Source organism: Brachybacterium tyrofermentans, from assembly GCF_039526165.1.
GTDB classification, from domain to species: Bacteria; Actinomycetota; Actinomycetes; order Actinomycetales; family Dermabacteraceae; genus Brachybacterium; species Brachybacterium tyrofermentans.
Genome location: NZ_BAAAIR010000102.1, coordinates 1 through 21525, shown reverse-complemented (window position 1 = coordinate 21525; position 21525 = coordinate 1). Strand labels below are relative to the sequence as shown.

Annotated in this window: 19 protein-coding genes; 4 read left to right on the top strand and 15 right to left on the bottom strand. The window is 69.8% G+C overall.

Going from position 1 to position 21525, the window contains the following annotated elements; genetic code table 11:
* Positions 1 to 79: 79 nt before the first annotated feature.
* On the bottom strand, positions 80 to 730 hold the full coding sequence (locus ABD093_RS19070; protein ID WP_343926528.1) for an ABC transporter substrate-binding protein: 651 nt from the start codon (positions 728 to 730) through the stop codon (positions 80 to 82).
* Positions 731 to 1043: 313 nt separating this feature from the next.
* On the opposite strand from ABD093_RS19070, the gene ABD093_RS19065 reads away from it, so the two are divergent.
* Complete coding sequence (locus ABD093_RS19065; RefSeq protein ID WP_343926526.1) at positions 1044 to 1775, top strand: MgtC/SapB family protein; 732 nt, start codon at positions 1044 to 1046, stop codon at positions 1773 to 1775.
* Here the strand turns inward: ABD093_RS19065 and ABD093_RS19060 are convergent.
* The 5 genes from ABD093_RS19060 to ABD093_RS19040 are packed head-to-tail and all read right to left on the bottom strand — an operon-like array spanning position 1765 to position 7967.
* Positions 1765 to 3669: an FAD/NAD(P)-binding protein gene (locus tag ABD093_RS19060; protein WP_343926524.1), complete on the bottom strand. Its 1905-nt coding sequence runs from the start codon at positions 3667 to 3669 to the stop codon at positions 1765 to 1767. The two genes, ABD093_RS19065 and ABD093_RS19060, sit on opposite strands and share 11 nt — an antisense overlap.
* Entirely contained in the window at positions 3666 to 4523 is an 858-nt protein-coding gene (locus ABD093_RS19055; RefSeq protein WP_343926522.1) for an ABC transporter ATP-binding protein, read from the bottom strand. The genes ABD093_RS19060 and ABD093_RS19055 overlap by 4 nt, the downstream gene beginning before the upstream one ends.
* Positions 4520 to 5611 (bottom strand): FecCD family ABC transporter permease, encoded by a 1092-nt coding sequence (locus tag ABD093_RS19050; protein ID WP_343926520.1) that lies wholly within the window; start codon positions 5609 to 5611, stop codon positions 4520 to 4522. The genes ABD093_RS19055 and ABD093_RS19050 overlap by 4 nt, the downstream gene beginning before the upstream one ends.
* Entirely contained in the window at positions 5608 to 6693 is a 1086-nt protein-coding gene (locus ABD093_RS19045; protein ID WP_343926519.1) for an ABC transporter substrate-binding protein, read from the bottom strand. Before ABD093_RS19045 ends, ABD093_RS19050 begins: the two co-directional genes overlap by 4 nt.
* A 47-nt stretch (positions 6694 to 6740) precedes the next feature.
* Positions 6741 to 7967, bottom strand: coding sequence for a peroxidase-related enzyme (locus tag ABD093_RS19040; protein ID WP_193117499.1), 1227 nt, complete (start codon positions 7965 to 7967; stop codon positions 6741 to 6743).
* A gap of 317 nt (positions 7968 to 8284) precedes the next feature.
* Here ABD093_RS19040 and ABD093_RS19035 point away from each other — a divergent pair, with 317 nt between their 5' ends.
* Positions 8285 to 8806 carry a hypothetical protein gene (locus tag ABD093_RS19035; protein WP_193117498.1) on the top strand — a complete coding sequence of 174 codons (522 nt, stop codon included), beginning with the start codon at positions 8285 to 8287 and terminating at the stop codon, positions 8804 to 8806.
* 27 nt (positions 8807 to 8833) lie between these two features.
* Here the strand turns inward: ABD093_RS19035 and ABD093_RS19030 are convergent, their stop codons facing one another.
* From ABD093_RS19030 to ABD093_RS19005, 6 genes are all read right to left on the bottom strand, one after another.
* On the bottom strand, positions 8834 to 9814 hold the full coding sequence (locus ABD093_RS19030; RefSeq protein ID WP_193117497.1) for a LacI family DNA-binding transcriptional regulator: 981 nt from the start codon (positions 9812 to 9814) through the stop codon (positions 8834 to 8836).
* Positions 9815 to 9846: 32 nt separating this feature from the next.
* Positions 9847 to 10986, bottom strand: coding sequence for a Gfo/Idh/MocA family protein (locus tag ABD093_RS19025; RefSeq protein ID WP_343926516.1), 1140 nt, complete (start codon positions 10984 to 10986; stop codon positions 9847 to 9849).
* A complete protein-coding gene (locus ABD093_RS19020; protein ID WP_193117495.1) occupies positions 10983 to 11786 on the bottom strand; it encodes a ThuA domain-containing protein in 804 nt (267 codons plus the stop codon). The genes ABD093_RS19025 and ABD093_RS19020 overlap by 4 nt, the downstream gene beginning before the upstream one ends.
* A gap of 101 nt (positions 11787 to 11887) precedes the next feature.
* Positions 11888 to 12763 (bottom strand): carbohydrate ABC transporter permease, encoded by an 876-nt coding sequence (locus tag ABD093_RS19015; RefSeq protein ID WP_193117494.1) that lies wholly within the window; start codon positions 12761 to 12763, stop codon positions 11888 to 11890.
* 4 nt (positions 12764 to 12767) lie between these two features.
* Positions 12768 to 13715 carry a carbohydrate ABC transporter permease gene (locus tag ABD093_RS19010; protein WP_193117493.1) on the bottom strand — a complete coding sequence of 316 codons (948 nt, stop codon included), beginning with the start codon at positions 13713 to 13715 and terminating at the stop codon, positions 12768 to 12770.
* Between the two features lie 20 nt (positions 13716 to 13735).
* A complete protein-coding gene (locus ABD093_RS19005; protein WP_226850128.1) occupies positions 13736 to 15034 on the bottom strand; it encodes a sugar ABC transporter substrate-binding protein in 1299 nt (432 codons plus the stop codon).
* A 535-nt stretch (positions 15035 to 15569) separates the two neighbouring features.
* On the opposite strand from ABD093_RS19005, the gene ABD093_RS19000 reads away from it, so the two are divergent.
* Positions 15570 to 17093, top strand: a complete 1524-nt coding sequence (locus ABD093_RS19000) for a DUF1846 domain-containing protein (protein ID WP_226850174.1) — start codon at positions 15570 to 15572, stop codon at positions 17091 to 17093.
* Between the two features lie 16 nt (positions 17094 to 17109).
* Here the strand turns inward: ABD093_RS19000 and ABD093_RS18995 are convergent, their stop codons facing one another.
* The 3 genes from ABD093_RS18995 to ABD093_RS18985 form a co-directional block, all read right to left on the bottom strand.
* A complete protein-coding gene (locus ABD093_RS18995; protein WP_193117491.1) occupies positions 17110 to 18069 on the bottom strand; it encodes an endonuclease/exonuclease/phosphatase family protein in 960 nt (319 codons plus the stop codon).
* A gap of 167 nt (positions 18070 to 18236) precedes the next feature.
* A complete protein-coding gene (locus ABD093_RS18990; protein WP_193117490.1) occupies positions 18237 to 18989 on the bottom strand; it encodes a ZIP family metal transporter in 753 nt (250 codons plus the stop codon).
* Between the two features lie 92 nt (positions 18990 to 19081).
* On the bottom strand, positions 19082 to 20515 hold the full coding sequence (locus tag ABD093_RS18985) for a sulfatase-like hydrolase/transferase (RefSeq protein WP_193117489.1): 1434 nt from the start codon (positions 20513 to 20515) through the stop codon (positions 19082 to 19084).
* Positions 20516 to 20693: 178 nt separating this feature from the next.
* On the opposite strand from ABD093_RS18985, the gene ABD093_RS18980 reads away from it, so the two are divergent.
* The gene (locus tag ABD093_RS18980; RefSeq protein ID WP_193117488.1) at positions 20694 to 21395 is read left to right on the top strand and encodes a TetR/AcrR family transcriptional regulator; all 702 of its coding nucleotides are present in this window, start codon (positions 20694 to 20696) and stop codon (positions 21393 to 21395) included.
* Positions 21396 to 21525 lie beyond the last annotated feature (130 nt).

Here is a 21525-nt window from a genome sequence, read left to right as displayed (position 1 = left end):
GCAGCTGGGGATCGATCTTCTTCGGCATGCTGTCCATCCTCTCGGACTCAAACAGCAACGGCATCAAACCTGGGCCGATTCACACCGCCTTGGGCACGATGAACTGCTGGGCGAGCGAGGTCAGCACGGAGCCGACGTTCTTGCGCTCCTTGTTGATCGCGATGCTGATGGTGTTGCCGTCCGCGGTCATCTCGTCGACCTCGGTCCAGAACGACGCGACGCCGAGACCCTCGTCGATCTTGCCCAGCTCGAAGGTGTAGAGCACGTCGTCCGCCGTGAACTCGGAGCCGTCGTGCCAGGTGATGCCGTCCTGGAGGGTCAGGGTGATGGACTCGTTGCCGGAGACCTCGTGCTTGGCGGCGAGGCCCGCGAGGAGCTCGCCGGAGACGATGTCGAAGCGCAGCAGGGTCTCGTAGACGTACTGGGCGACGTTGTTGGAGGCCGGCCACGCCGGGGCGGCCGCGAAGGTGTTGAAGTTGGTGGGCGGGCTCCACTGGAAGCCGGCGATGAAGAGCTGGTCGGCGCCGTCGCCGCTGCGCCCCTTCCCTGCCTTGCCGTTGTTGCCGACGCCGACGAGCTCCTCGCCGCCGCCACCGCCGCTCTTGCCTCCACCACCGGTCGCACCGCCGCAGGCGGCCAGTGCCGCGGCGCCGCCGAGGGCGCCGGTACCCGCCATGAAGCGGCGGCGGGATGTTCCGCCGGGGAGTCGACGGGATCCAAGTTCAGTCATGGCAGACCTGCCTCTCTGTTCGCGCTCCCCCATTGGAGCGTCGGATCATCAGTGATCCATGACACTGATTGAACCCTCCCCCGCCAGAAAACATCCACTGGTAGGCGTTACGGTCCGATAACGATTGTGGCGAGCTTCACGACGTAAAACGTTGAGGTGACAAAGAGGCTCTGGCCTGCCCCGTTATCGACCGGCCCTTCCTGCCTCCCGGCGCCCGGGCGTGATTCTGCTAACTTGGCATCGGCACGACCGCCTGCGCGGATCCCCGGTGCAGGCCAGAGCCACGACCGGAAGGACGGAGGCAGGCGCCCGCATGGATCCCTTGGTCGGCGCGATCACGAGCACGTCGCTCGTGGAGAGCCAGCTGCTCCTCGTCGCCTTCGTGCTGTGCTCGCTGATCGGGCTCGAGCGCCAGTTCCGGCAGAAGGCCGCCGGCTTCCGCACCCACGTGCTCGTCGGCCTCGGCTCGTGCGCCTTCACCCTGGTCTCGGTCTACGGCTTCGCCGCCGTGCTCGGGGACGACGTGCGCCTGGACCCGTCGCGCATCGCCGCACAGATCGTCTCCGGCATCGGCTTCCTCGGCGCGGGCGTCATCTTCAAAGGACGCAATGTGGTGCGGGGGCTGACCACGGCCGCCACGATCTGGGTCGCCGCCGCCGTGGGCATGGCCTGCGGAGCCGGCATGCTGTCGCTGGCCGTGCTGCTCACGGCGCTGCACCTGCTGACGCTGTTCGTGGTCGCACCGCTGCTGCGCCGGCTCCCCTCCCCCGATGCGAAGCGCCTGCTGCGGATCACCTACGCCGACGGCGCCGGCGTGCTGCGGGACCTGCTCGCTCTCGCCACCGCGATGGGGTTCACCAGCTCGATCGAGCACAGCCGCCGCACCGAGCGGGACGGCCATCGATTCGTGGTGATGGACGTCCGGTTCCACGGCAGGCCCCCGGTGCGCGACCTGATCCCCCAGTTCATGGAGCTCGACGGCGTGGACCGGGTCATGCTGCGCACCAGCGGCGAGGACGCCGACGACGAGGATGTCAGTTCCTGAGGGCGACCCGTCGACGGGCCATGATCTGCCGCGCGGCCACGTCGGCGCCGGCGAGCAGGGGTGACGGCACCCCCGGGCTGGCCCCGATAGCGCTGCCGGGCTGGGTGCTCGCAGCGGGGATGCCGAGCACGATCACGGCGGGATCCTCGGTGCCATCGGCGGCGACCAGGTTGTGCCCTCCGCGGGCGGACTCCGCGGCGTCCGCCCGTGTGGCCTCGAGGCTCTGGGTGGGGACACCGTCGACGGTGTGGATGCGGGCGCGCCCGGTGCGGAGCAGCTCCCGCAGCAGCGGGTCGTCGGTCTGCGGGATCCGTCCCTTGGACATCCGTGTCTCCAGCAGCACGCGTGAGGACGCGGAGCGGCCGGTGATCGCCGACCGGCCGAAGAACCGGCCGCGGGTCTCGTCGACCCCGATGCTCAGCTCGGGCCCCAGCAGCTCGATCACCCCGGCCTCGATCAGGGCGAGGACCAGGCGGACCCGGTCCGCAGGAGGACCCGAGGCGAGCGCGAGGGAGTCGCCGTCGAACCAGCCCAGCACATCCCGGGCCAGGGACTCGCCGTGGAAGGCGCCGAGCCCGGTGAGACGGCCGACGTGCCGGCGCAGGGCGCCCATCGCCCCGTTGACCGCAGCGCGGGGGTGGTGGGCGGGGTCGGAGAGCGAGCCGAGCTCGTCCTCGATCAGGCGGGCGACCAGGGCGTCCCAGGCCTCGCCGGTGACGGGCCGGCCGTGGGTGGGGCGGTGCAGCTCGTCGAGCGTCCAGGTCCAGCGGGGGTCGGTGATCGCCGCGCTGAGCACTGCGTCGACCGCGTCCTGCGTGGTTGAGGCGTCGAGGGCGGGCAGCCAGCCTCCGCGCACGGCGCCGGGCACGTGGTCCGTGAGGGCGTCGAGGTAGGCGCGCGCGAACTCCCGGCAGAGCACGGGCCACACCTCGGCGGCGAAGTCGACGTCGGAGCGTTCTGCCAGCTCGCCGAACCATGCACGGGTGGCCCAGCGGGCGGTGAAGGGTCGCACGGAGCGGCCGCCGTCGGGCTTGGACCGGTAGGGCACACCGCGGCGGGAGCCGACGACGAGGCGGGGCTCCCGTCCGCTGGGTGCATAGTGCAGGCGGCCGGTGAGATCACCGGGGATGCGCCGCGCGGCGCCGCCCCAGTCGGCGACCAGCTGTCCGATCACGTCGAAGAAGTTCGCTCCGAGGCCGCGCACCAGCACGGTCTCCCCGGCGGGCAGTCCCGTGTAGCGGCGCTCGGCGGGCATGCCGGGTTCTGCGCAGCGCAGGCCGTGGCGGTCGGCCGCCTCGATCAAGGCGGTGACCTCGGGGTCGCGACGGGCCTGGACCATCCCCTGGGCGAGGACCACGGTGGGGGCGGCGAGACGGCGGCCGTCGGCCAGCACCACCACGGTCTCCTGCCCGTCGCGCGCGAGGTCCACGACGAGTCCGTGGATCTCCTGGACCTCGACGTGCCCGGCGGCGATCGCGGCGTCGAGCTGATCGCGGAAGTAGACGCCCTGCAGCCGGCGGGTCGGGAAGCTCGCCCCGACCAGGGTGCGGGCCTCCTCGAGCACCCAGGATCGCTGCGGATGGCCACCGGAGGCGGTGACGGTGCGGGCCCACTGCACGAGGTCCGGACCGGGGGCGGCCGGGCCGCTCATCGGGGTGGAGTCGTCGGGATGGATGGTGGTCGCGTCGGCCTGCGTGTTGTTGAGGTACTCACCGGGCTGGTCGATCCGCCAGGTGGCGCCGGCGCCCACGGACGTCGCGTCGATGACGGCCAGGCGAGCGGGCGGCGCGCCGTCGGCCTCCGCGCGGGCGGCGGCGCGCAGCACGGTCGCGACGCCGCGCGGTCCCCCGCCGACGATGATCGCGTCGAGGGTGCCGCGCTCCGGGGCCGTCATCGGGCGTCTACCGGTTCTCGGGTGCTGTCCCGGACGGATCCGTCGGCGTCGATCTCGTCGAGACGGGAGCCGGTGCGGGTGACGCCGTGCTCGTCGACACGGGGGCGCACCTCGACCGTGCCGTCGCTGAGGCCGACCTCGACGTCCACCTCGTAGACCGTGCGCAGGGTCGGCGCCTGCAGCGCGTCGGCGGGGCTGCCGTCGGCGGTGATGCGACCGTCGTGCAGCACGATCACCTGGTCGCAGTAGCGGGCGGCGTGGTTGAGGTCGTGGATGGCGATCAGGGCGCTGATGCCCTCCTCGCGGGTGATCTGGCGGACCAGCTGCAGGGTCTCGATCTGGTAGCGCAGGTCGAGCGCGCTGGTGGGCTCGTCCAGCAGCAGCACGCGGGTCTCCTGGGCCAGCGCCCGAGCGATCAGCGCGCGCTGGGCCTGACCGCCGGAGAGCTCGGACATGCTGCGCTCGGCGAGGTCGGTGAGGCCCATGCGCACGATCGCGTCCTCGACCGTCGCCCGGTCCTCCTGCCGCGGGGCGATGCCGAAGTGCGGGGTGCGGCCCAGCATGACGGCCTCGCGCACGGTGAGGTCGAAGGGGGCGTCGCCGGCCTGCGGCACGTAGCCGACGACCTTGGCGAGCTCGCGGCGACCGAGCGAGGAGGTGTCCCGGCCCTCGACGGCGACCCGGCCGGCCTTCGCCCGGTGCACCCCGGCGATGGCCTTGACCAGCGTTGACTTCCCGGAGCCGTTGGGGCCCAGCAGGGCGCAGAACGCTCCCGGTGCGACCTCGAAGGAGATGTCCTCGAGGATCCTGCGCTTGCCGTAGGCGAAGGAGAGGTGGTCGACGGAGAGGCTCACTTCAGGGTGTTCCTTCGCGTGAGGATGAGATAGATGAACACGGGGCCGCCGATGAAGGCGACCACGATGCCGACGGGCACGACGGCGGGAGCGATCACCGTACGCCCCACGGCGTCGGCGACCAGCAGGAGCAGCCCGCCGGAGAGTGCCGCGAAGGGCAGCAGGTGACGGTGGTCGGCACCGATCGCGAGGCGTGCGATGTGCGGGCCGACGAGGCCCACGAAGCCGATGATCCCGCAGAAGCTGACCACGATCGCGGCGAGCGTGACCGACAGGGCGATCAGGCCCACGCGCAGCGGGCCCACGTTCACGCCGAAGCTGCGGGCGGCGTCGTCGCCCGCGAAGGCGATCGCGTTGAGGTCCTTGGAGAACCACATCGTCAGCGGGAGGGCGAGCACGGTGACGGCGCCGACGATGAGCACGTCCTGCCAGCTGGCGTCGTTCACCGACCCGAAGGTCCAGCGGATGATCGCCTGCAGGGTGTTCTCGTTCGCGGTGAACTGCAGCGCCGAGGTGAGGGCCTCGAAGATCTGGGTCATGGCGATGCCGAGCAGCAGCAACGTGGCGACGGCCATGCGGCGGGCGGTCGCGATGCCGAGCACGAGCGCGGAGACCATGAGCGACATGACCATGGCGCCGGCGATCGTGGCCCAGGCCGGGAGCTGGTTGGTGCCGGCGAGGGTGATCACGAGGGCCGCGCCGAAGGCCGCCGCCGGGGAGACGCCCAGGGTGAAGGGGCTGACCAGCGGGTTGCGGAGCAGCCCCTGCATGAGCACGCCGGAGACGGACAGCGCGGCGCCGGCGGTGAAGGCGAGCAGCACGCGGGGCAGGCGCAGCTGGGTGATCACGGCGTAGGAGGAGGCGAAGTCGGCGCTGATCGTCCCGCCGAGGATGCTCACCTGGATCGAGCGGAGCACGTCGCCGAAGCCCATGCCGGCGGTGCCGATGGTCACCGAGGTGATCAGGGCGAGCACGGAGACGACGAGGCCCACGGCGAGGACCAGGCGCTTGCGCAGCTCGTGGCTGCGGGCGGGAGCCGATGCCGGGGCCGGAGCCGGAGCGGGCGACTTCTCGAGGGTGGCGGTCACGGCTGCGGCCCCTGCACGTAGTCGGCCGGGTCGGAGAGCTCGGTGTCCTGGAACTCGGTGACCCAGCGGGTGAGGTACTCATCGGGGTCCACGTCGGCCATCTCCCGGGGATGGAGCCAGGCGCCGAGGTAGAGGGCGCCGATCGACTTGCCCAGCGCGCTGGTGGCCCAGCCGTTGGCGACCGCGACGTTCCCCTCGGCGAGGGCGGTCATCCCGCTCCAGCCGGGGCGCGCGGCGAGATCGGCGCGGAGGTCCTCGAAGCGGTCCACGGGCTCGGCGGAGGGCTCGAACTCATGGATCACGAACTCGGGGTCGCGCAGCACGACCTCGCTGGGGTCGACGGTCAGCTCCTCCTGGGCGTCGCCGCCGGAGGCGTCGTCGAAGATGTTGCTGCCGCCGCCGGCGAGGATCATGGCGTGGAAGCCGGAGCCGGGCAGGGTGGTGAGGTACGGCTCGACGGTCTCGAAGTAGACCGGGACGGGCTCGACGTCCGCGAGGCGCTCGGTGAGCAGGCCCGAGATCTCGTCCTTGAACTCGAGCACCGTCCGGGCCCCGTCGTCGGCCCCGAACACCCGGCCGAGCAGCGTGATGGTGGCGTCGACGACCTCGGTGTCCCAGGCGGTCGCGACGACCAGCGGGATGCCGAAGGGCTCGAGCTGCTCGGCGGCCTCCTGCCAGACGGCGTTGCGGGGCAGGATCACGACGTCGGGCGAGAGCTTCGCGATCGCCTCGTAGTTGAGCTGGTCCAGTCCCTCGGCGATGACCTGGCTCTCCTCCAGCGGCAGGTACGGCAGGCGATCCAGGGAGGCGCGGTCCACGCCCACCACCGTGTCGCCGGCGCCGATCGCGCGCACGAACTCATTGGTGTAGCTGTTCAGCACCACGGCTTTCTGCGCGGGGCCGGGCAGCACGACCTCGCGGCCCTGGTCGTCGGTGATGGTGATCGAGGTGTCCTCGTCGCTCACGGCGGAATCGCCCTCCACCGTGACCTCGCCGCAGGCGGCGAGGCCCAGGACGGGCACAGTGGCGAGAACGGCGCCGAACAGGGTACGGCGACGGAGTGCGGGTTGCGTGGGGGTCATGGTTCCTCGAGGGGTTCAGCGGGGAGGACGGGGAAGGTGCAGGAGGGTCAGGCCGCGGCCTGCTCGGCGTCGGGCAGCGAGGGCTCCCCGAGGCTGAGCATGAGGCGGTTCGCCCAGGCGAAGAAGGCGGCGGCGGTGAGCACGTCGGCGATCTGGGGTTCGGTGAGCTCCAGGCGGCGCAGCGCGTGGATCGCCTCGGCCGTGAGGAGGGGGCGCGGGCGAGAGAGCTCAGCGGCCGCGGTGACCACGGCGCTCCAGCGCTCGTCCTGCACGGCGCTCAGAGGGGCGAGCTCCGCAGAGATCCAGTCGGCGTCACGCTCGAGAGCGGCGGCGAGCAGGGCGTCGACGTCCTCGGGCCGCTTGGAGAAGCCGGCGGACTTCCTCGCGTGCACGGAGGCGCAGTAGATGCAGTCGTTAACCTTGCTGGTCACGGCGGCGGCGAGCTCGCGCTCGGCCTTGGGGGCGCCGTCCCGCGGCAGGAAGATCGCGTTGTCCAGGGCGCTGCGGGCCTTCGTGATGCCCGGAGTCTGCGAGAGCATCCGGAAGTAGACGCTGTTGGTGCTGGCCTTGGACGCGAAGGAGTCGCGCTGGAGCTCGGTGAGCTCGTCCTCTGCAGGCACCTCGACCCATGGCTCCCACTGGAGCTGCTCGCGGGTGAAGACAGACGGGCGGGTGCGGCCGGTGACGGTGGTCCCGCCGTGCTCGGCGGCGCGGCCGTGGGTGTGCGTCAGTCGCACGGGGGCGTCGGCCGACGGGACCTCGAGGTCATGGAGCGCGGCGAGGCCGGCGACGAGGCGCTGGAGGTAGCTCTCGAAGGAGACGAGCTGGCTGATGAGCACGGCGATCGGTGAGCTGACGCCGGCGTCGAGCAGTCGCTGCTGGTCGGCGCGGGTGGTCAGCGCCGGGGAGATCGACAGCAGGTCGACGTGATCCCGCAGGGCGTTGAGCGTCGCGGCGTCGAGGGTCGCGCCGTCGGGGCCGCGGAGGTCGGTGGCGACCGGATCGGCGGCGGTGAGCTGTGCGTCGGCCCCCTGGGCACGGTGCCACTGGGCGAGCGGGCCGCTGCCCTGCCAGTCCGCGGTGACGGCGGCCAGGGCGTGCAGCACAGCAGCAGGCAACGGTTGCTCGCTGCGGTACAGCGCGTCGTAGGCCTCACGGGTGTGGGCGAGGACCTCGGGGCGCAGCACCGTGAGCGTCTCGCGGGCTTCCGGGGCATCCGTGAGGACAGCGGCAAGGATCTGGTGGGCGTCGAGAGAGCTGGTCGCATCTGACATGACGACATCTTATGCATGACCCAAGTTGAACTTTGCGGATGGCTGAGGTGTCAGTGGTCACCCGCTTGGTGACCGATCAGTCATCTGCGGCCTGGGCTTTTGCTGCTGCAGAGCGCTGATCTGCAGGAAGTATGGGCCGGTTCGCGCTGGTCGCCAGAGACGGACCGGGATCCCTGCTCGCTCACAGCGGAATGCCCCGTCGTCGCCGGTTCACCGTCCGTCACCGCAAGCGTTCGAACCTCGACCGCCCGGCTGGCGGTCAGTCGGCTGGCGGTAGATCGGCGCAGAGTCCGGGGCCCGCCATCTACAGTCGCGCCATGACATCGCCAGCGCCTCTCGCCGCCAGGTTCTCGGTCGACTCGGGAGATTCCTCCGCAGATGAGTCGATGCCCCAGGACGAGGTCGACCGGGGAGGCCACGGCCAGCTCACCGTCGAGGTGACCGAGAGGGCCACCGAACCTCAGGACCACAGCCTGTCCGTCGACTTCGGGGATCTCCTCTTCTGGATCTCCCCTGAGGTCACCACAGACTTCCGTCTCAGTTCGCTGACTCTGCTCGGCACCTCTGCGCATATCGGGTGCGGCAGGCTCTCCGCGTCGCTCGCCTCGACGGGCTCGCCGGGGGCGCCGAACGGGAGGCTCGACGCGATCGAAGAGTGGACCGTGTCGATCGATCGCGACTCGGTCACCGCTCCCCCGCTCGTGGAGGAGGGCTACGAACCATTGCCCCGGACGGGGTCCTGGCGCGACGGCGCCGCATCCGTCGCGCTCACGATCGATCCCGACGGCGTGGTCCGCAGGATCGTGCTGAGGCTCGACCGGAGCCGGCTTCGCGCGTAGCGGGCGTCGTGGTCCGACTGCCGACCTTCAGCCCTCGAGCCAGCGGGGCTCGACGAGTGTGACGCGGGGACCGGCACCCTCGACCTGCAGCAGCCGGACGAGCTCCTGGACGGCGAGCTCGCTGATCTCGATCCGTCGGGGGTCGAGCTGCGGCACGGAGGCCAGCAGCGGGCTGACGTCCACGAGGTCCTCGCCGCTGAGGGCGATGAACAGCCGGGTGTCGTCCACGAGGGCGCCGGTCGCCGCCATCGCGAACAGCACCTGGCGCACGCCGGTGATGCCGAACAGTGCGGTGCGCTGGTTCGGGAGGGTCAGGCGCAGCGCCTGGTCCGGCACGTCGGCCAGCGGGACAGCGTCCAGCACGACCTCGAGGCCCTCCTCCGAGGCGGCGTCCTCCACCCCGGCAAGGAAGCGGGCGACGTCGTTGCGGGAGCGCTTGCGCCCGGGCTCGCCGAACAGGAGCAGACGGTCGCACTGCTCCTCGACGGCGCGCTCGACGATCATCCCGCCCAGCATCTCGAAGTCGAGGTCCACGACAGAGCCCTGCGGGAACTCGTCGGGCTTGCCGATGGTCACGAAGGGCAGCCCCGACTCGATCACCGGGGCCACCCGTTCGTCGTGCCGTCCCAGCTCCATGAGGATCAGCGCCTCGCACACCCCTGTGCGCACCACACGGCGTATGCCCTGCGCCCCTTCCTGGGCGGTGACCAGCAGGATGTCGTAGCCGTAACGGCGGGCCTCGCGGGCGATCGCGCCGATGAACACCATGAGCACGCCATCATCGGACTCCGCCTCCGGGACCATCAGACCGATCACGCCGCTGCGCTGGGAGCGCAGGGTGCGGGCCCCGGAGTTGGGGTGGTAGCCGAGCTTCTCGATGGCGTCCTCGACCCGGGCCCTGGTGGCCTCGGAGATGGGGCGGGATCCGGTGAGCACGTAGCTCACCGTGGACTGGGAGACCCCGGCCAGTCGGGCGACGTCCTGGCTCGTCGGTGCTTTCTTCCTCACCGCCACCCCCTACCCTTCCTTCGGGCCACCGCTCACGCGGCGGTCAGACCAGAAGTCCCAGTCTTCCATGCGGTCAGGGCCTGGCTGCGCCCATCGGCGACATCCAGGACGCGGGCGCTCTCGAGAGCCTCGTCGAGGATCTCGGCGAGGTCCACTCGGCGTCCCGTGTCCGCGGCGCGCACCGCGGCCTCGACGATCGCCTGGGTCCACACGTTCCCGTGCACCTCGGAGGCGGGGACGTCCCCGCCGCGCAGGGCGGCGCAGAAGCCGGCCAGGGAGGCGTCGAGTTCCCAGAGCTCGTCGGCGGCGGGGTTGCGTCCAGCGATCTCCTCGCCGTCCTCGGGGTTGGCGGCGGGAGGCGTCTCCCCGTCCCAGCTCACCGAGCCGTTCGCGCAGCTCAGCAGCCAGTCGCCGTTCCAGCTGGTCTCGCCGCCGGGAGCGGCCCAGGATCCGGAGAAGGTGTGGACCGCCCCGGTGTCATAGGTGATCGCGACGGTCGCCGCGGCGTCCCCGGCGTACCAGCTCCACGGGGGGTTGTAGGAGCTGGCGGTGACGGAGACGGGGTTGCCGTCCAGCAGCACCCGCCCGGCGTCGAAGGCATGGATCGCCATGTCGACGATCAGGGGATGGTCCATCTCGTCCCGGAACCCGCCGAAGCGGGGTGCCTTGTAGAACCGGGTGTCCACGATTCCGGCGCCGCCGAGCTCGTCGGCGAGCCGCCTCGTCTCGTGCAGATGAGGATTGTTGCGACGGGACTGGGAGACCATGAACAGCTTCCCCGTCGCCTCGGCGTGCCCCGCCAGGGAGACGGCCTCGGCAAGGGTCGCCGCGCAGGGCTTCTCCCCCAGCACCGGGAACCCGGCGTGGAGCGCATCGGCCGTGACGGCGTGATGGGCGGCGGGGATCGTCACGTCGATCACGGCCTCGGCCCCGGCCTCCCGGGCGACGGTGACCGTATCGGTGCCCGTGGCGATCCCGGTGCGGAGATCGGCGGGCACGACCTCCTGGACCGCACTGCGTGCAGCGCCGTCGATCACGTCGACCACCCCGACGAGCTGGGCGTCGGCGCTGCGCAGCACGGTGCCGATCCACGCCCTGCCCATGCCGCCGGCGCCGACCACGACGACCTTCACGGGAGTCTGTGCTGCGAGGTTCGATGCTGTGGCGCTCATGCGCTCTTGCCCGCCGCCTCGGCGTCGCCCAGGCCCTGACCGCCGGAGCCGGTGAGGAACCAGTCGGTCTCGTAGCGGTCCAGGAAGGGCACCTCGCGGTCGCCGGCGGCCGGGCGTGCCCAGCTCACGCCGTTGGCGACCACCCGGCGCACGTCGGTGTGCTGGTAGACGGGGTAGTCCTGGTCCCCGGGGCTGAAGTAGAAGATCTTGCCCTTGCCGCGGCGGAAGGCGCAGCCCGAGCGGAACACCTCTCCCCCGCTGAAGGACGAGACGAACACCAGCTCGTCGGGCACGGGGATGTCGAAGTGCTCGCCGTACATCTCCTGCTCGGGGATGACGATCGGGTGGGGCACGCCCTCGGCGATCGGATGACTGGGGTTCACGGTCCACACCAGCTCGCGATCGGCCTCGTTGCGCCAGCGCAGCGTGCAGGTGGTGCCCATCAATCGGGTGAACGGCTTGGACCAGTGCCCGGAGTGCAGCACCACCAGGCCCATGCCGGCGAGCACGTGCTTCTGGACGCGTTCGGCGACTTCGTCGGAGACCTCGTCGTGGGCCATGTGACCCCACCAGGTGAGCACGTCGGTCCGGGCGAGGACCTCCTCCGTGAGCCCGTGCTCAGGATCATCCAGCAGTGCGATGTGAGTGGTGACGTCGTCCCCGAGGTTCTCGACGATGCCGGCACGGATGGCGGAGTGCATGCCCTCGGGATAGTGGTCGCGCACGCGCTGGTCGCGCTGCTCGTGGCGGTTCTCGCCCCAGACGGTGACGCGCAGCGGGGTGGTGGGCTCGAGAGCCATGGAACAGGTCCTTCCGAGGGGTGGGGTCAGTCGATGACAGGGAGTGCGGAGGGTGGGGTGATGCGGGGCGTGGTGGCGCCGTGGTCAGAGGGATCGATTTCTCATTTGACGGCGCCGCCGGTAGCTCCGGCAGCGATGTACTTCTGAGCGGCGATCATCAGCGCCACCGCGGGCACCGAAGCGATGACGGCCGTGGCCATCACAGAGCTCCAATCGGTGTCGTTGGTGCCGATGTAGTTGTAGAGGCCCAGCGTGACAGGACGGATCGTTTCGCCGGTGGTGAGGGTCAGCGCCATGAGGAAGTCGCTCCAGGCGAAGAGGAACGAGAAGATCCCGGCGGTGATCAGCGAGTTGATGCTCACCGGGAGCACGATCGACCAGAACGCCCGCACGTGGCCGCAGCCATCGATGTGCGCGGCCTCGACGATCTCCTTCGGGAAGGATTCCATGAACGCACGGATGATGAGGATCGAGAACGGGATACCGGCGGTGGCGTCGGCCAGGATCAACCCGGGGATCGTGTTGAGCAGACCCACCGTGTTGTAGGCCGTGTACAGCGCGTTCGCGATCACGATGCCGGGGATCATCTGTGCGATGAGGACCACGAACAGCACCACGCCGCTGCCCCGGATGGGGAACTGCGCCAGCGCGTAGGCGCACGGGGTCGCGATCACCAGCGACAGGATCGCCGCGCCGACGGCGACGATCAGCGAGGTGACGAGGTTCTGCCCCTGGTCGCTGATGGCGCTGGCATAACCGCTGAAGTCCGGGTTCAACGGCAGCAGCTGGGCGTTCAACGTGTTCCCGCCGGGGGCGAGCGAAGCGTTGACCATCCAGTAGATGGGGAACAGCATGATTGCGATGAACACGATCCCGAGGGCGGTGCGCAGTCCGCGCCGGGTCGGGGAATTGCGGGAGAGGACGGGACGGTGTCGCGATGGCGCCGTCCCGGGCCTGTGCTCGAGGGTCGTCGTCATGGCCTCATCCCTCCTTCATCGCGCGGGAGTTGGCGCGCAGATAGACCACCGAGAACAGCAGCGCGATGACGATGAGCACGTTGCCCAGTGCAGCGCCCTGCCCGAAATCGAACTCGATGAAGCTCATCTCATAGCTGCGGGTCGCGATGGTCTGGGTGGCGTTCGCGGGTCCGCCGCCGGTCAGTCCCAGGATCAGGTCCAGGACCTTGATCGTGTAGATCACCCCGAGCAGGAGCACCACGGAGACGACGGGTCGCAGCAGCGGCAAGGTGACGAACCGGAATGAGGACCACCCGGTGGCACCGTCGATCTCCGCCGCTTCGTAGAGCTCCGTGGGGATCGCCTGCAGCCCGCTGTACAGGAGCACCACGTTGAACGGGATGCCGAGCCAGATGTTCACCATCACCACCGCGATCAGAGCCGTATCAGAGCTGGTGAGCCACGGGATCGGTGCGGAGATGAGGCCGATCGCCTTGAGGGACTGGTTGAGGATCCCGCTGTCCTGCTCGAGGATCCAGCGCCATACGGCCGCCGAGACGATCATCGGCAGCAGCCACGGCAGGAGCAGCATCGAACGCAGCAGACCGGACAGCGGGAAGCTCTTGCGGAAGAACAGAGCAAGCCCCATCCCGATCACGAACTGACCGGCGATCGAGACGACGGTGAAGATCGCCGTGTTCGCGAGTGCCTTGGCGAAGATCGGATCGGCGAACACCGCCGCATAGTTCGCGAGGCCGACGAATGGCGCCTCCCCGCTGAAGAACGTCGCGGAGGTGTACTCCTGGAAGCTCATCGTGAAGTTCTTGACGATGGGGAATCCGAAGAACAGCGCCAGATAGATCGCGGCGGGGGCGATGAAGCCGTAGCGCACCGCGGCGGAGCCGTCCATCCGACGGCGCCGCCGGGGAGGGGCATGGGCCGCAGGGACGGCGGCGTCAGTGGTAGTGGTCATGGCGATCTCGGAGCGGGCGCTCAGCCGAGCGAGTCGGCGGCGTCGGCGAAGGCGGTCTGCGGATCGGTGCCGTCCACGAGCACCTGCTGGTAGGCGGTGTAGATCGCCTTCGCTGTGGCGGGCCACTCCGTGCCCAGCTTCCCGGTGCGGGAACGGGCGGTGGAGACCTGCTCGACGAAGGTCGCCAGCTCCGGGTGGTCCTGGGCGAACGTCTTCGCAGCCTCCATATCGGCAGGGATCGTGTTGCGCGCAGTGCCCATCGCCATCTGGTTCTCGGGAGAGACGAACTTCTGCAGCACCTCGGCAGCCTTCTTCTGCTTCGCGTCGTCACCGGTCTGTGGGATTGTCCAGACCTCGCCGCCCAGCGGTGCCACGGAGGCGTCACCCGCTGCGGGCACCGGGATGATCACCACATCCCACTCGAGGTCCGGGGCATCGGTCTGGAGACCGACGATGTTCCAGGGCCCGTTCACCACCATCGCGGCCTTGCCAGCCTTGAACTGGTCGATCGCATCGCCCTGACCCCAGTTCACGACGCCCTGGGACGCGGAGCCATCGGCCACGAGATCCGACCACAGCTGCGCGGCCTCGGCCACCTCCGGGGTGCCGATATCAGTCTCATCGCCACCGTTGGACCACATGAACGGCAGGAACTGCCACGTGCCTTCATAGGTGGCGATAGCCGAGAACGCGAGGCCGTAGACGTCGTCATGGGTGAGGGCCTTGGCCGACGCCTTGAGCTCGTCCCAGGTGGTGGGCGGCTCGACGCCGGCCTCCTTGAGCATCGTGGTGTTGTAGAACAGCGCGATCGTGTTGACCGTCGGGGCCAGTCCATAGACCTTTCCCTCGAACGTCCCGGCCTCCAGGATCTCCTTCGCGAAGCCGGAGGTGTCGATCCCGAAGTCCTCGAGCGGGACGAGCGCCCCGGAGCTGGCGATCTCCTGCAGATCCGGGTTGTCCAGCATGAGCAGGTCCGGGAGCGTCTTGGACGAGCTCATCTGGAGGACCTTCGCGATGAGCTGTTCACCGGGAACCTTCTCCCGGGCGATGCTCACCCCGACCTCAGAGCCCACGGCGTCGAGGGTCTCCTGGATGACCTTGTCATCGGCCGGGGTGTTGTAGTAGTCGACCACCCGGATGCTGTCGGGATCCCCGGAGGAGGAGCCGCCGCCTGATCCGCCGCAGGCGGCGAGGCTCAAAAGCCCCGGCACTGCGGCGAGTGCGCCGAGAGTACGCCGGGAGGGGCGGAAGCCCGACTCCGAGCTGGGAACGCGGACGGAGGCGGCGGAAGTGCGGGCACGCGGCTGATGGGACATCATCGTCTCTCTTCTCAAGTGCAGATCGATTCGAATCGATTCTGGGGAGCAGTGGGGCGGTCGTGCTCAGTGGGGGTCGAATGCGAGGCGGAGCGCCGACACTGGCGGCCCCGCGCACTGCGGTGTCCGCCATCATGTCCGAGCATCCACGCCTGCGCAAGGGCCTGATCACGACCACGCCCGCCGCCGTCGAGGAGCGCCTGCCGACCTCCGACGGTTCCTGCAGGCCGGCGCGGGTCCACCCGCAGGCCCCCGGGGATAACGAATCATCGATTCGTATTGCACACTCCTGCGGACCATGCCGCGCCCGCAGGACCAGCCCGCTGTCCACCTGTTGTCCGACAGGGCGCTGACGTCTGACCTCGCACGGGCCGGACGGGCCGGCGCCGCCTCGGACCGGATTCTCGCGTCGGCCCCGGCGAAGGCGTCCCGGCCGGCGCGGGCGGCTCCCCTCACAGACGGGCCGCGCCGCCGCTGCGCCGGCACCCTTCGGTGCTAGCGTGCCAGGGTGACCGTCTCGGAATCTCACCCTCCCGCCCTGTCCACCTCCTCCACCCCGGAGGGCCGCGGAGGCGGGAGCGTCGGCTTCGACCCGGAGCAGTACATCGCACTGCAGTCGCGCCACATCCAGGAGCGCCGCGAGCAGATCGGCGGCAAGCTGTACCTCGAGATGGGCGGCAAGCTCTTCGACGACCACCATGCCGCACGGGTGCTGCCCGGCTTCACCCCGGACAACAAGATCGCGATGCTCGAGAGGCTCAAGGACGAGCTGGAGATCCTGGTGTGCCTGAACGCCAAGGACCTCGAGCGCCAGAAGGTGCGCGCCGATCTGGGCATCACCTACGAGGACGACGTGCTGCGCCTCATCGACGTCTTCCGCGAGCACGGCTTCCTGGTCGAGAACGTCGTGCTCACCCAGCTCGAGCAGTCCAACCACGTCGCCCACGCCTTCATCGAGCGCCTGCAGCGGCTGGGGCTGAAGGTGGCCCGCCACGGCGTGATCCCCGGCTACCCGCAGGACACCGCCCGGATCGTCTCCGAGCAGGGGCTCGGCGCGAACGAGTACTCGACCACCCAGCGCGACCTCATCGTGGTGACGGCGCCGGGGCCGGGCTCGGGCAAGCTCGCCACGTGCCTCTCGCAGATCTATCACGACCACGCCCGGGGGATCCCGGCCGGCTACGCGAAGTTCGAGACCTTCCCGATCTGGAACCTCCCGCTCGAGCATCCGGTGAACCTCGCCTATGAGTCCGCCACCGCGGATCTGGACGACATCAACCTCATCGACCCGTTCCACCTGGCCGCCTACGGCAAGCAGGTCACCAGCTACAACCGCGACGTCGAGGTGTTCCCGCTGCTGCGCACGCTGCTGGAGAAGCTCACCGGCGCCTCGCCCTACGCCTCCCCCACGGACATGGGTGTGAACATGGCCGGGAACTGCATCGTGAACGACGAGGTGTGCCGCGAGGCCTCGCGGCAGGAGATCATCCGGCGCTACTACAAGGCCGCTGTGGACGAGCGCATCAACGACCACGACGACGTGGTCTCCCAGCGCGTGGCCATGGTGATGAGCAAGGCCGGCTGCCGGGTCGAGGACCGGTCCGTCGTGGGCCCCGCGCTCGCGATCGAGGAGGCCACCGAAGAGCCGGGCTCCGCGCTCCAGCTGCACGACGGCACCATCATCACCGGGAAGACCTCACCCCTGCTGGGCTGCTCGGCCGCGATGGTCCTCAACGCGCTGAAGCACCTGGCCGGGATCGACGACACCGTGCACCTGCTCTCCCCCAGCTCGATCGAACCGATCCAGACCCTCAAGACGGAGCACCTGGGCTCGCGCAATCCGCGTCTGCACACCGACGAGGTGCTCATCGCCCTGTCCGTCTCCGCCTCCTCCGACGAGCACGCCCGGCGTGCGCTGGACGAGCTGCGGAACCTCTCCGGCTGCGATGTGCACACCACGACCATCCTGGGCACCGTGGACGAGGACATCTTCCGCAATCTCGGGATCTTCGTGACCTCGGAGCCCCGCTTCCAGCGGAAGTCGCTCTACCACAAGCGCTGATCCGCGCCGGGTCGCCTCAGGGCAGGGAGATCAGCGCCTGCACCGGGGCGTGGTCCGACGGGTAGGCGCCCACCTCGTCGCGCCAGACGTTGATCGCGGCCTTGTCGGTGGTGAACTCCTCGGTGACCAGCACCCAGTCGATGCGGGTACCGCCGTCGACCGGGTCGTCGTAGCCGGGGAAGGTGCCCCACGCCGGGGTCACCTGCTCCTCCGCGACGTCCCAGGTGTCGCGCGTGGGACCGTCGGTGACCAGCGTCGTGTACGCGCCGGAATCGTGGGCCACCGAGTTGAAGTCGCCGGTGACGATCGTGGGCAGCTCGTCGAGCTCGCCGCCCTCGAACAGGTCGATCATCGCCTCGCCGCTCTTGATGCGCGCGGGCTCGGACTGATGATCGAAGTGGGTGTTGATGAACGCGAACTCGGTGCCGCTGGCCTTATCGCGCAGCCGCGCCCACACCACGATCCGCGTGACGCTGTTGCCCCAGGTGGCGGAGCCGATCTCGTCGGGAGTATCGGACAGCCAGAACTGGTCCCAGGACAGCACCTCGAGGCGGGTGGTGTCGTAGTAGATCGCCGAGTACTCGTCCTTGCTGCCGCCCTGGCGCCCGTAGCCGACCATCCGGTGCCTCGGCAGCGCCTCGTCGATCGCGCCGAGCTGCCCGTGCTTGCCCTCCTGGATGCCCAGCAGGGTGGGCTGCTCCCGCTCGAGCAGTGCGATGAGGAGCGGCTCGCGGTCCGACCAGTGGTCCGGCTCGCCGGGCTCCGTGTTCGCCTCGTTCTCCATGCGGATGTTGAAGGTCATCACGTGCAGCTGATCGCGCTTCGCCCTGCCGATCAGAGCCCGGCCGCCTCCTGCGCCGGAGGGACGAGCGGGCGCGGCCGACGCCGGTGCGGCGAGGGCAGCGGCGGCTGCGGCAGCTGTGCCGACCGCCACCGTCGTGGCGAACAGAGTGCGACGGTTCAACGACGAGGACATGGAGATGCTCCTGGGATCAGGGAAAGGGCCGCGATCACCCTAGGGACCCCACGACGTCGCAACCGACGTTCTGCCCGTTCAGCGGCGGATGTTCACGGATCCGCCGGGAGCCGGTCATCGCCGACCGGTCATTCTCAGGCCAGGGTCATGACCTCGAGCCGGGCGGTTCACCCCATCGCGTGCAGCGTCAGCGCCGCGAGGAAACCGAGCGTCGCGAGGAGCCCGGTGTACAGGGAGTCCTTCGCGAAGGCCTCGGGGATCATGGTGTCGGTGATCATGGCGAGGATCGCCCCGGCCGCCAGGGCGTTGACGACGGCGAGAGTGGCCGGCGCCGCCCCGTCCAGCAGCACGTAGCCGGCCAGCGAGGCGAGCCCGGAGACCAGCGCGATCGTGCTCCAGATCCCGAACACATAGCGGCGGCTGCGGCCGGCCGTCTTCCAGCCGGCGCTGCTGGACAGGCCCTCGGGGACGTTGGAGATGAACACGGCGGCGAACATCGGCACGCTCAATCCTGGCCCGGCGAGCACGCTCAGCCCGAGCACCATGGATTCGGGGACGCCGTCGAGCAGGGCGCCGATCGCGATCGCTCCCCCGCTGCCGCTCTGTTCACCTTCGGAGGTCTGCTGGTCCCCGGAGCGCTTGCGGTGCCGGGCGCCGCGGCGGGCCAGCAGAATGTTCAAGCCCACGTAGATGACGGCCCCGGCAAGGAACCCGCCGCTCGTGGCCAGCAGCCCGCCCTGATCCATGGCGTCGGAGACGAGCTCGAGGGTGAGCGCGGAGATCAGCACCCCGGCACCGAAGGCCATGATCCCGGCGACCACGGCCGGCGGGACCTTCACGAACCAGGCGATCGCGCTGCCCAGCAGCAGCGCGCCGCCGGCGACGAGTCCGGCGAGCAGGGCAAGCACCCAGGGGGCCATGGTGTCTCCTTCGCCGGCAGCGTGGGGTGTGTGACCCCGACCTTAGACCCGCGGATCATCGTGCCCCACCGCGAGAGCCGCGGACCGTCTCCTCAGAACGGGGCGAGGCGCGGCCGCTCCCGCATCTCCGTCGCGACCAGGGCATCGAGCAGGAAGCCCTCCATGTCCGCGCGCAGCTCGCGATGCTCCGGCAGATCCCACAGGTTCACGAGCTCGTCGGGATCGGCCTCGAGGTCGTAGAGCTCACCGGTGCGCTCTCGCGCGGTGGCCGGTGACCCGTGGTGCACGACGATCTTCACGTCGGCGCGCCGCACCATCGTGCAGTGCACCGGCGGGTCGTACTCCCAGCAGCTGTCCCGGTACTCGGTGAGGATCCAGTCCCGGTCCTCCCAGTCCTGTCCGCTCACCAGCGGCATCAGGTCACGGCCCTGGGCTCGGACGAGGCCGTCGCTCCCGGCAGCGGCCATGAGTGTGCGGGTGAGGTCCAGCCAGTCCACGAGCTCCTCCCGGACGGTGCCCGGGGCGATATGGCCGGGCCAGCGGATCAGCAGGGGCACCCGCACGGAGCAGTCGAACATCATGGGGCCCTTGAGGAGCATCTGGTGATCACCGAGCATCTCGCCGTGGTCGCTGGAGAACACCACCAGGGTCTCCTCCGCTAGACCCTCGCGCTCGAGCGCGTCGAGCACCCGTCCCACCTCGTGGTCCACGAGGCTGACCATCGCGTAGTACTGGGCCTTGATCTCCTGGATCTGCGCCGCAGTGTGCTCCGCGAAGCCGGCCATCTGCCCGGCGTAGGACCGCTGCGATTCCAGGGTGTGCACCGGGGGCTTCGTGGCGAGCTCGTCCGGCGTGGTGACCGGGGCGGGAAGGGAGCCGGCGTCGTACAGGGCACGGAATTCCGACGGTGCCTCGAACCCGTGATGGGGGTCGAAGAAGTTCGCGATCATGCAGAACGGTCGATCCGCATCGCGGGTCTCGGTGAGGAACTCGATGGTCTCCTCGGCGATCCAGCGGCTGTAGTGGGCCTCCTGCGGGAGGGCGTCGATCGAGCGCTCCCTCCGCACCACGGCCTGCTCGTGCAGCTCAGGATGGGTGCGGCGCAACCAGTGGTGGTACTCGTTCCCCGGGGATCGCACGTAGGGGTCGTGGGCCCAGCGGAAGATCCGGAACCCGTCGTCCAGGCGCGGTTCGATCCGGCCTCCGAAGGCGGATCCGAGATGGAACTTCCCCGCCAGGGCGCAGTCGTACCCGCCGTCGGCGAGGACCTTCGTGAACAGCTGCTGGGCAGGGTCGAGATCCACTCCGTTGGCCCACAGGCCGTGGTGGCGCGGGTAGACCCCTGTCATGAGGCTCGCGCGCGATGGGGCGCATACCGTCGACTGCGTGTAGCAGCGGGTGAAGCGCGCCCCGTCACCGGCCAGCCGGTCGAGGTTCGGGGTGCTGATGTGGGGATTGCCCGCCGCGCCCAGGGCGTCATATCGCTGCTGGTCGGTGCACAGCAGGAGGATGTTCGGTGCGGTCACGACTGATCCGTTCGATGGGGAGGGAGCGGCGGTACGGTCTCCTCCTGCAGTGCATCACACCCTGGCCGCCCCGGTCAGCCCCTCCGTCGATCAGGCGATCGGGTGATCGGCCGCTCAGGAGTCCGGCACCACATCACCCGATCATGTTCGTCGCGAACATGTTCGTGACAGTGGGTGCATGACACTGAACAACAGCCGACGAGAGCGCCCGGCCAAGCCCGCCCTGTCCCGCGAGTGGGCCGTCGCGGAGACGATCGAGATCATGCGTCGCGAGGGTTTGGAGAAAGCGACGATGCGACGCGTCGCGAAAGCCCTCGACACGGGCCCTGCGTCGCTGTACGTGTACGTCGCGAACACCGCAGACCTGCACTCAGCCGTCCTGGACGAGCTGATCGGGACGCTGGCACCCGGTGCACACGGGGACTGGCGAACCCGGCTCGAGTCGCTGCTCGCCGGGTACTCCGAGGTGCTGTACGCCTACCCGGGCCTGGCCCGGTCCGCACTGATGCTGCGCCCGACCGGCCCCTATGCCCTGCGGCTGTACGACCAGCTCCTGGGCCTGCTGCTGGAAGGCTCGATCGCTCCGAGCCGAGCGGCCTGGGGTGTGGACCTGCTGCTGCAGTACGTCACGTCCTCGGCCGCCGAGCACAGCCCGCCTGCGCCGAAGGACATCGGAGGTGACGAGCGCGAAGCGGACGATGAGAACGCGTTGGCCGCAGCCGTCGCGTCGGCCGATCCGCAGGTGACCCCTCACCTCGCCGTGCGCGCCGAGACGGTCATCTCGGGCACGCCGAGCCAGCGCACCACCTGGGCCATCCGTGCGCTGGTCGCCGGCATCACCGCAACTCCCACCACCGACGGCACGGGCGACCACGCCTGAATCGCTGCACCCGACATCACTCGCACCCGGACCACGAAGGACTCACCATGACTGTCAGTCTCTATCTACCCGATCCCGCGAGGATGGGGTAGTCCCGGCCGACGCGGTCTGACCCTTGCTTATGACTGGC